Origin of the sequence: Pseudanabaena sp. lw0831, from assembly GCF_016584665.1 — a bacterium.
GTDB lineage: Bacteria > Cyanobacteriota > Cyanobacteriia > Pseudanabaenales > Pseudanabaenaceae > Pseudanabaena.
In genome coordinates, this window is sequence record NZ_BBJB01000012.1 from 53,593 (window position 1) to 64,270 (window position 10,678).

Sequence of the window (10,678 nt, forward strand, 5' to 3'; positions counted from 1 at the left end):
TCTATGATTTCAGCTTTTTCGATTCAATCAGCATTGAATCGATGAGTGGCTGGAGAATCAACTCCATCGCAAAGCCCATTTTGCCGCCAGGGACAACCAAAGTCGTATGACGAGACATAAATGAATCATGGATCATATCGAGTAAGTATGGGAAATCAATCTTGAACTTCTCATGGAAGCAACGATTGGTATGGATGATCACGAAGCTTTCATCAAGGGTAGGAATATCGCGGCAGATGAAAGGATTGGAAGTATCAACGGTCGGAACACGCTGGAAGTTGATATGAGTATTGGAGAACTGAGGCGCGATGTAGTTTACATAATCGGGCATCCGGCGCAAAATCGTATCAACGATCGCTTCTGCACTATAGCCACGTTCAGCATTATCACGATGAATTTTTTGAATCCATTCCAAATTCACAATGGGAACTACACCCACCAATAAATCAACATACTTAGATACGTCAATATCTTTGGCAGCGATACCACCATGCAAACCTTCATAGAAAAGCATGTCTGTGCCAGATTCGATGCTTTCCCAAGGCGTGAATTCCCCAGGTTTTGCCTCAGTACCTAAACGACCATTGTGATGCTCGGCTTCCTCGGTACTGTGGAGGTAGTAACGTCTTTGACCATTACCTGTCTCGCCATATTCTTTGAAGAGTGCTTCTAGTTTATCTAACACATTTGCTTCTAAGCCGAAGTGACTCATGTTGCGCCCTTCAGCCGCAGCTTTTTTCATGACTTCACGCATCTCTAGACGGTTATATTTGTGATAGCTATCGCCTTCCACGATCGCTGCCTTAATATTTTCCAGCAAGAAGATATGTTCAAAAGCACGTTTAACGGTACTAGTACCAGCCCCTGACGAGCCTGTTACAGAAATAACTGGATGTTTTTTAGACAAATTTTTTCTCCTTAATTTTATTTGATTTATGTGCTTTTTTATTAGCGTGAGTGCGATCGCTCGTAGACGAAGAGTCACAAAAAATCTTAAAACTACTATACCTTTGTATATAGCGCCCAAGAAAGCAAAAAATGATCAACTTTTAGGGCAAAATTTGCAGACATGATTTCTGGTCTATCAAAATTACCGCAAAAATATGCTGAACCTTTAACTGTTGGCAATGTCATCCTCAAAAGTCGGGTGCTGCAATCGCCATTGTCAGGGGTGACGGATTTGGTATTTCGGCGGTTAGTAAGACGCTATGCTCCCGATTCAATGCTATATACCGAGATGATCAGCGCTACGGATTTGCATCACAGGTCGGCTTTGCCAAAATTGATGGAAATCGATCGCCATGAAACACCAATTAGCATTCAGCTTTTTGATTGTCGCCCTGATTTCTTAGCAGAGGCGGCGCAAAAGGCAGTTGCCGAGGGTGCAGACACCGTAGACATTAATATGGGTTGCCCCGTCAATAAAATTACCAAAAAGGGCGGTGGCTCGTCTTTATTGCGTCAGCCTGAACTTGCCGCCCAAATTGTGCGATCGGTAGTTGGGGCTGTCGATATTCCTGTCACTGTAAAAACTCGTATCGGTTGGGACGATGCCGAAATTACGATTTTGGATTTTGCTAAGCGGATGGAGGATGCAGGTGCAAAGATGATCACTGTCCACGCGAGGACGCGATCGCAGGGCTATACAGGTAACGCCAAGTGGGAATGGATTCGTAAGGTTAAAGAGGTACTGACGATTCCTGTAATTGCCAATGGTGATATTTTTTCAGTGGAGGCTGCGATCGCTTGTTTAGTGCAGACGGGCGCGGATGGGGTGATGTGTTCGCGGGGGACTTTGGGCTATCCGTTTTTGGTCGGCGAGGTCGATCATTTTTTGAAAACGGGTGAATATTTGCCGAAGCCAACTGCGATCAAATGTTTACAAGTGGCTAAAGAACATTTACAGGGGCTTTGGGACTACAAAGGTATACGCGGTATTCGTCAATCCCGTAAGCATATGACTTGGTATGCGAAGGGTTTTGTCGGTGCGGCGGCTTTGCGCGATCGCCTTTGTCGGATTGAGTCGGTGCAGGATGGCTTTGATTGTCTTGATGCTGCGATCGAGCAAATTGCTAATTTTCAAGGTGAGTTTCAGGCGATCTCACCTGAAGATATGGCAGAAATGATCGCCATGCAGCAATAATAAAAATCAAGAATCATTTTTTGTGAGGGCGGCTTTGCCGCCCTTACAAAAAATGGATTCTTTCACTGTGCGAAGCACGGCGCAAATCACCTAACTTTATCAAGAAGCATCATGCAACAAATATTTAGCCGTCGTAATTTGCGCCTGTTTATCACCATCTTTGTAGCAACAGTGCTGTTGTTTGCGTTGGGATGGTTTATATTTTTGCGACCCTCCGTCACAAGCCTCAATAAAACTGCTCAAACGGCTGGTTCTAGCCTTCAGAATATTACCCTCACTGAATTTGATGCTAATGGGAAGCTGCTCTGGGAAATTCAAGCTAAACGTGCTACCTATCGAGAAGATCGCAAAATTGCTGATGTCGAAGATGTAAAAGGGAAATTTTATCGTGATGGTGAACCACTTATGGAAGCAACTGGCAATAAAGGCACTATTGACCAAGCCAGTAAAGCAATTTCGCTTGAGGGAAATATTAGGGCGATCGCAGTTCAAGAAAAGATCAATATGAAAGCCGATCGCATGGTCTGGCAATCAGAGGAAGATCTGCTCAAGGCTACTGGCAATATCCAAATTGATAAACCTGAAGACAAGCTGACCATGACGGGCAAGGAATTAACAGCTAAACCCAGTGTCAATCTGTATAGCATGGAGAAGCAAGTAGTTGTGGTTGCGGTAGAGCCACCTTTAGAAATGAAGAGTGAGAAAGTTACTTGGGATGCGAAGCGCGATCGCGTGTTTACTGATGTTCCTATTTCTGTGATCCAAGTCAAAGATAAATTGCAACTAACTGCAAAAAAAGGTGATTGGGATATTCAGAAAAAGGAAGTTACTTTCACTGGTGATATCAAAGCCAAAGATCCAAAACTAGATGTTGACCTTGAGGCTGCTCAGGCAGTTTGGAATCTTGAGAAAAAGTTGGTAACTCTACCAGTTCCTTTTACAGGAACGAGTAAGAGTCGTGGGATTGTCGTCAAGGCTCAGAAAGGAGAAGCCCAAGTAGAAAAAGAGCAGATTAATCTCATCGGGGAAGTATCTGCAAGTTTTAGTTCTACTCAAGGTGTGGTTAATGCCGATAAGGTGGAATGGTTGATTCCGACGAAAATGATTACGGCTAATGGCAATATCGTCTATCAACAGCCCGATAAAAATCTCAATGTGAGAGGCGATCGCGCTGTAGCAAATCTCGAATTGCAGACTGTCACGGTCACAGGAGCAAATGTCCTTTCAACATTAAATCCTTAAGAAACATTTACAGCGATTTGCTACGATCCTCCCAGCCCTTACAGCGCTTTGCGCTCAAACCCAGACCAAAATCTCTTGTGGTTCGTTTAACCACGCCCCTACAAAATCGTTTCAACGTCATTATCTGTAGACTCAACTCCTAATTGACGCAACTTTTCGGCGAGGCGATCGGCTCTGGCTTTTTCCACTTGCGCCCTTTGCTCGGCTTCTTGAGCTTGTTTATTGGCTTCTTTAGCTTGTTTAGTTGCTTCCTGCGAAGCTAGTAGTAACTCATCAGGAGTGAGCAATTTTTGATTGTTATCTAATCGATAAATGCCGATCAAATAGCCTTCTGCTTGAAATCGCAACTGTAGAACTTCGCTACAATTATCTGTAATCGGTCTATATAAGCCTTCGTCACTGAGTCGATAGCCACGCAACTGTTCAGCAATCCAATCGCCATAGGGGTCAAACATCCAATATTCCTTGACTCCTAGCTGCTCATACAACATCTTTTTAAAGTTCCAATCAGTTTCTTTAGTACCTGCGGAGGTCATCTCAAAAATGATGGCAGGAGTTTGTTGACCTTCCCATAGTTTGTAGTTGCCATAGAGCTTTACTGGAATGTCGAAGACCACCATCACATCAGGCGCGACTCTCGCCATGGGCTTTTTTTCGATGTAATAAAAAAACTGATTCGCAAAAACAACAGCTTGTTTGCCTGTCAGATATTGCGAGAAAATACTCAGGGTAGTTAAGATTGCCCAAATATGTTCCTGTGTTTCTGCCAAGGGTTCACCGTCTGATGTGGGATAGGTTATCTCTGCGTCTATTGATTTGGCAAGCGATCTCTGCTCTGTGATGGCTACCATGGTTATTGCCTCAATGAGGATGTACTAGGATTATAGGCTATTAGCTTTTCACTTTGAGGAGATTAGGAGTTTCTTTCTGCATTTCTGCCGCGCACCGCTAATTATTAGCTCGACAACACCTATTCATCTGGTGGGAAGGGAATAACCTCTATCTGTCTACAGTCCATTCCCGATCGCAAAAAATGCTGACCAGTAGAAAGGATGATTATATTGGGGTGATTTGATCAGAGCAACTTGCGCTCTATGTAGAGCCTCAGTGGATGTAACATCGCCTTTTTTGAGTTCATCATAAAAAGCTGCCATTAATGCTTGAGTTCCATCATCATCAACTTTCCAAAGAGAGGCGATCGCATTTTTTGCTCCTGCTTTCTGGACTTGATAGCCAAATCCCAATATTTCTACTCCATCGCCAAGCTTACCAACTCCAGTCTCACAAGCACTCAACATAATCAAATCTATATTCGGAATCTGCCATTCAGAAATTTCATTGAGCTTGATTTTGTCGCCATTGCCAAAAATGATGAATGAATTGTCGGGTGTACCTGTGTTAAACGATGCATGGGTAGCAAGGTGAAGAATATTATGATTTTTGAATTGAGATTCGATCTCTTGGCGACTAAAACCTTCTTCGGTTAAGATGACTGAGTTTTGAAATGAATTTGCGATCGCTTGAACTTCTATAAGTGTGGCAGGTAAGGGCTTTTGTCGAAACTTTTCCTCGCCTGCTTTGCCGCCAAATGCTCCTGCGAGGATGTTGGGTTGAGTATTTAGCTTTGGTGAAAAGTCGAAGAGGCTGTAGGCGATCAGATTACTAATGCGGTATTTCTCTGCTAGCCATTGTTTCCCGTCATAGAGTGCGGCAAGGGGAATATAGCGCAAGATGCCATCGGGTGCGTAGAGAATTGTGGTAGTTTTGGCTTGGGTGAGGTCGGCTTCGATGGGTTTAATCAGCAATTTGTAGAGTTGCGTCGCAGGTTCTTTGACATCTTCGGAACCAGCATCAAGGAGTCCAGATCTAAAATCAATCACTGGGGTTTCTAGTTCTTTTTGCGAGATTTTGACGGTGCGGCTGATGGGGATGGTGTTGGGTGAGAAGAGGATGATTTCTATGCGATCGCTAAGAATCAACGGATAAAGTAAGACTGTTCCTTGAGGGATTTTTTGGAGATAGTCGGGTACTTTATTGATTTCAGATTTGGGAAGTTGTTGTATCTGCTTAGCAAGTTGGCTGTTAATTTCAGGGCTATTCTCAAAGTTAACTGCTAACAGCTTATCGCTAATAGATTTCTCTGGTTCTAAAAGTCGGACACCTTGCGCCGATCTCTCACTGCCTTTGATGTTTTTGAGATAGTCTTCGAGTTCTTGGACTTTGAGGAGATCGAGGACTTGCAGGGCTTCGATGATGCGGTCTTGTTGGAGGAGGAGGTTTGCGAGGTTGCGATAGCGTTTTGCTACGGTATCTAAATAGGATTTTTGTTCTTCTTTGTTAAGTCCGCGTATGTCTTTGCGGATGGATTCAGTAACGTTGATGGATTGTTTGTAAGAGAGAATAGCTAGTTCGGGTTGGTTAAGTTTATTAAAGGATATGCCCAGATTATTGAGCGATATTGCTTCACCACTGCGATCACCGATTTGCTTTGTGATCGCTAAGGATTGCTGATAGAAATTAATGGCTCTTTGGGACTGTCCGAGTTTTCTGTATACGCTACCCAGATTATTGAGTGACCTTGCTTCAACATTGCGATCTCCGATTTGCTTTAGAATTACTAAAGACTTCTGATAGAGATCAATGGCTTTCTGGTAGTGTCCGAGACTATCGTATGCACTTCCCAGATTATTGAGAGATGTAGCTTCACCATTGCGATCGCCGATTTGTTTTTTGATCGCTAAGGATTGCTGATAGAAATCAATGGCTTTCTGGTACTGTCCGAGGCTGTCGTATGCAAGTCCCAAATTATTGAGTGATCTTGCTTCACCATTGCGATCACCGATTTGCTTTTGGATTGCTAAGGATTGCTGATAGAAATCAATGGCTTTCTGGTACTGTCCGAGACTGTCGTATGTAAGTCCTAAATTATTGAGTGATTTTGCTTCACCATTGCGATCGCCGATTTGCTTTTGGATTGCTAAGGATTGCTGATAGAAATCAATTGCCTTCTGATACTGTCCAAGATTGTTGTATGCACCACCCAGACTATTGAGCGATGTAGCTTCACCATTACGATCGCCAATTTGCTTTTGGAGCGCTAAGGATTGCTGATAGAAATCAATTGCCTTCTGGTACTGGCCAAGGCTGTTGTATGCAAGTCCCAAATTATTGAGAGATGTAGCTTCACCATTGCGATTACCGATTTGCTTTGTGAGCACTAAGGATTGCTGATAGAAATCAATAGCTTTCTGGTACTGTCCGAGAGCGCTGTATGCAGCACCCAGATTATTGAGTGACGATGCTTCACCATTGAGATCGCCGATTTGCTTTTTGATCGCTAAGGATTGCTGATAGAAATCAATTGCTTTCTGGTACTGTCCGAGATTATCGTATGCATTCCCCAGATTATTGATTGATGTAGCTTCACCATTGCGATCGCCGATTTGTATTTTGAGCACTAAGGATTGCTGATAGAAATCAATTGCTTTCTGGTATTGTCCAAGATAGTTGTATGCAAGTCCTAGATTATTGAGCGACGTAGCTTCACCATTGCGGTTACCGATTTGCTTTAGGATCGCTAAGGATTGCTGATAGAAATCAATTGCCTTCTGGTACTGTCCGAGATTCCTGTATGCAAGTCCCAAATTATTGAGCGACGTAGCTTCACCATTGCGGTTACCGATTTGCTTTAGGATCGCTAAGGATTGCTGATAGAAATCAATTGCTTTCTGGTACTGTCCAAGACTGCCGTATACAGCACCCAAATTATTGAGTGACCCTGCTTCACCATTGCGATCACCGATTTGCTTTGTGATCACTAAAGATTGCTGATAGAGGTCAATTGCTTTCTGATACCCTCCAAGACTGTCGTATACACTTCCTAAATTATTGAGTAACGTTGTCTCACCATTGCGATCTTTAATTTCTCGATAAATTTGTAAGGCTTGCTCCAATGATTGAAAGGCTTCTCTATATTGACTCTTGTAATATTGCTGATTCCCTAACTTCATTAGCCGATCTGCTTCTGCTTTACGGGCTTGTGTTGTTTGCGCTTGGACGCTATCACTCATCACTATCTGCACTTGCCCACAAGCCAAAAAAGTCAACATCGCAATACCGACAACCTTATTCATCGCCCAAACCTCACATTTACATCAAAACCCGCAGTTACCTACCAGCCAGAATAAAGCGATATTCCCTAAAACAGGGACTCGTTTCAAAAAATATAACCAAATATTCACCAATTCCCCGTAGGGGTGTAGCATTTCCGCCACCATTTACGCATATCGACGCAATTAGCGATCGGTATTGCGATCGCTCAAACCTCACATTTACATCAAAATCCGCAATGACATACCAGCCAGAATAAAGCAATATTCCCCAAACAGGTATTCGGTACAAAAAGCATAACCAACCCAAAATGATATATTCATTTGAAATGATCAAACCCAGCAATGATCGATAACGTCTGTAAATTCCTCGCAGAGAGCTACTCCAGCGACTTTGCCAGTTGGCTACTAGGCAAACCCATCACCCTAACCAAAATCGAACAATCAGAACTCGCAGTCGAGCCAATTCGTGCCGACTCCGTGATATTTCTCGAATCAGTCGAAATCATCCTGCACATCGAATTTCAGACCGAACCCAATCAAAACATCCCCTTCCGCATGACCGACTATCGACTGCGGCTATATCGTAAATACCCCGAAAGAAAAGTCCATCAAGTCGTCATCTATCTCAGCCCCTCGAGATCTCAGCTAGTTCATGAAACCACATTTAACCTTGGAGAATTAATCCATAACTTCAACGTGATCAGGCTATGGGAGCAGCCAACAGAAATATTTCAGCAATATCAAGGACTATTACCCTTTGCCACCCTATCTCAAACCAACGCCCCAGAAGAAACCTTAAGACAAGTGGCGAGGCAAATCGAAAATATTGCCGACAAGCAACTCCAAAGTAACGTAGCCGCCTCGACCGCTATAATATCTGGTATAGCCCTAAGCAAAGAAATCATCAAAAGATTACTCAGGAGCGACATCATGAAAGAATCAGTAATTTATCAAGAAATATTACACGAAGGCTTAGCTGAAGGTGAAGCTAGAGGTTTAGCCAAAGGCAAAGCTGAAGGTTTAGCCAAAGGCAAAGCTGAAGAAAGAAATCAAATTGCTCTCAATATGCTGCGTTCTAACATTTCTGTAGATGTCGTAGCACAACTGACTGGATTAACAGCTAAGCAAGTGCAAAAACTGCAAAATTTATTTGCGAAAAAGTCCCAGAAGCCGAAAAAGTAGTAGCGATCGCATTATTCATCGTCCAAATCTTCACATTTACATCAAAACCCGTGTAGCGGCGCAGCATTACCGCCACCATTTATGCATATCACTGCGATCGCAAAACGGTAATCCTGCGCCCCTACCTCACAACGCGATCGCAAAGGAACCAATTTTTGTGGCGCGGCTTCGCCGCGCCACAAAAATTGGTTCCCTTTTCCTTGTCAAGGATGAACTTGCCCTAAGATTGCACCGAGGCGATCGTAGTCATCTTTTAATAAAATGCTGAGCTTGCGTCCAGCTTGAACTAACCAATTGCGATCGCATTTTCTCACTTGATAGACATTGCGTAATACTGCCGCAATTAGCTCATCCACAGGTGCATTGGTCATCTGGACTAAAGTTCTGATAAAATTTAACTCTTCTGTAAAGTTCTCAATTTCTGAGTCTTCACAGCCATATACGGCTTGATGGATTTGAGGAGGTTGTGAAGGTAGATGTTGATAGATATTGCCAACAGAACTAAAGCCTAGTAGTACAACTTTAATTTCAGAACGGAGCATTGCGAAAATTTGGGGCTGTTGTTCGCGTAACTCTTGTAGGCTCAAACCTAGAGCCACCGCACGATGAACAGAATCAATCGGGGCTGTTGTCGCATGATAGACCACACCATAGGCAATAACCTCGCTGTTCTCATCCTGTTGAGACTTTACCCAACTACCAAAAGCTGGCATCAATGGAAAATCTAAATTGTCAGGTTCAAGACATTGAGCAAGAAACTCAGTCGTGGAAGTTGCTATAACTTCAGCAAGATGTTTGGGATGGCGATCGCGGCTAGATGGAGCCAAAGGTAAAAACATGAACTGGTAGTCTCTTAAATATCAAACAGACCATCTGCGGCTCTGCGTCCACCCCAGCGTTGCACGATCAGATCGTCATAGCGATCGGCACTTTCTAGCACTTCAGTCAGAGCAAGTTTAAATTCATTTTGTTGGCAAGAAGTACCCAGCAAAGTTACATGAAACCTGATATCTCCGTCATCAACCATGCTAAAGCCGCCAAAACGGAAAACATCATTTTGTTTGAGCAAATAGAGCATTAGTTCATCACTAACTTCTACATCTGTCGCCACATATGCCCAAATATAAATAACGGATTCTGATTCACGAAAGGGTCTGATCTCCACAAGCACAGTTGCGGAGCCGAACTGCAAACTAAAGATTGGGTTGCCAGCAACAGGATTGGAAATGCGATCGCAAATATCGGGCAGCCAATTAGCTACTTTTTGATAACAGTTTTGTTGTGCTTCTGATTGAAAATTCACGACTGCAAATTACCATTTACTTAAAACCTCTAAGAGTTTACCGCATAATTTACAGACTTCGCTCTAAAGCTCTCTCGCCGCCCCATGCTGCCACGATCGCATCGTCGTATTTATCAGCGGTCTGGAGGACTGAGGATACTGAGGTTTGTAATTCGTCGCGATCGCAAGTGGAGCCAACTAAGGTTGTATGAAAACGAATATCACCATCATCATCAATACTGAAGACCCCAAATTGCATCTCAGAATTTTTTTTGAGTAAGAATTTCAGCAGATCTTGAGTGATTTCTGCTCCTGTAACTACATAAGACCAAGTCGAAATGATTGCCTCTGTATTTCCCCAAGGTAAAACTTCAACAGTTGCTGTTGCCGATCCGAGGGGTAAGACAAATACAGGCATATCGTAGGGCGGCGAATAGACATTTTCGTACAAGTCATTTAGCCAAGGCTGAATCTTTTCGTAACAAGCTTGTTGGATGGGTGTCTCGAATTTCATTTCCTGCGATCCTATTTTTTATCTTCTATCTTCTGTCCAATTTAGTGAAGACTAATGGCATTTGAATTCAAAATTTTGGATTTATTTAACAATTGTGTTACTAAATATTAATTTTTTCCGTATTCTACGTTACGAGCTTATGGTTGGAGCTAATTTTGTCAGGACATATAGCTATACCAAAACCCATTCATAGAGTTGCGGCG

The 10,678-nt window shown here is 43.0% G+C and carries 10 protein-coding genes; 3 read left to right on the forward strand and 7 right to left on the reverse strand.

What is annotated here, in order from left to right:
• Window position 1: 1 nt before the first annotated feature.
• Window positions 2-907 (reverse strand): phosphoribulokinase, encoded by a 906-nt coding sequence (locus tag APA_RS02760; protein WP_201320794.1) that lies wholly within the window; start codon window positions 905-907, stop codon window positions 2-4.
• Window positions 908-1,069: 162 nt separating this feature from the next.
• Here APA_RS02760 and dusB point away from each other — a divergent pair, with 162 nt between their 5' ends.
• Window positions 1,070-2,143 carry a tRNA dihydrouridine synthase DusB gene (gene dusB / locus APA_RS02765; RefSeq protein WP_201320795.1) on the forward strand — a complete coding sequence of 358 codons (1,074 nt, stop codon included), beginning with the start codon at window positions 1,070-1,072 and terminating at the stop codon, window positions 2,141-2,143.
• A 111-nt stretch (window positions 2,144-2,254) separates the two neighbouring features.
• On the forward strand, window positions 2,255-3,385 hold the full coding sequence (gene lptC, locus APA_RS02770; RefSeq protein ID WP_201320796.1) for an LPS export ABC transporter periplasmic protein LptC: 1,131 nt from the start codon (window positions 2,255-2,257) through the stop codon (window positions 3,383-3,385).
• 98 nt (window positions 3,386-3,483) lie between these two features.
• Here the strand turns inward: lptC and APA_RS02775 are convergent, their stop codons facing one another.
• From APA_RS02775 to APA_RS02785, 3 genes are all read right to left on the reverse strand, one after another.
• Window positions 3,484-4,236, reverse strand: coding sequence for a Uma2 family endonuclease (locus APA_RS02775; protein WP_201320797.1), 753 nt, complete (start codon window positions 4,234-4,236; stop codon window positions 3,484-3,486).
• Between the two features lie 156 nt (window positions 4,237-4,392).
• Window positions 4,393-7,518, reverse strand: a complete 3,126-nt coding sequence (locus APA_RS02780; protein WP_201320798.1) for a tetratricopeptide repeat protein — start codon at window positions 7,516-7,518, stop codon at window positions 4,393-4,395.
• A 34-nt stretch (window positions 7,519-7,552) separates the two neighbouring features.
• Window positions 7,553-7,786, reverse strand: coding sequence for a hypothetical protein (locus APA_RS02785; protein ID WP_201320799.1), 234 nt, complete (start codon window positions 7,784-7,786; stop codon window positions 7,553-7,555).
• A 53-nt stretch (window positions 7,787-7,839) separates the two neighbouring features.
• Here APA_RS02785 and APA_RS02790 point away from each other — a divergent pair, with 53 nt between their 5' ends.
• Entirely contained in the window at window positions 7,840-8,679 is an 840-nt protein-coding gene (locus tag APA_RS02790) for an Rpn family recombination-promoting nuclease/putative transposase (protein ID WP_201320800.1), read from the forward strand.
• A 203-nt stretch (window positions 8,680-8,882) separates the two neighbouring features.
• On the opposite strand, the gene APA_RS02795 is transcribed toward APA_RS02790, so the two are convergent.
• From APA_RS02795 to APA_RS02805, 3 genes are read right to left on the reverse strand one after another with little or no spacing between them, the layout of a single operon-like run.
• Complete coding sequence (locus tag APA_RS02795) at window positions 8,883-9,518, reverse strand: hypothetical protein (protein ID WP_201320801.1); 636 nt, start codon at window positions 9,516-9,518, stop codon at window positions 8,883-8,885.
• 14 nt (window positions 9,519-9,532) lie between these two features.
• Window positions 9,533-9,982: a YbjN domain-containing protein gene (locus APA_RS02800; protein ID WP_201320802.1), complete on the reverse strand. Its 450-nt coding sequence runs from the start codon at window positions 9,980-9,982 to the stop codon at window positions 9,533-9,535.
• Between the two features lie 49 nt (window positions 9,983-10,031).
• Window positions 10,032-10,475 (reverse strand): YbjN domain-containing protein, encoded by a 444-nt coding sequence (locus APA_RS02805; RefSeq protein ID WP_201320803.1) that lies wholly within the window; start codon window positions 10,473-10,475, stop codon window positions 10,032-10,034.
• Window positions 10,476-10,678: the final 203 nt, after the last annotated feature.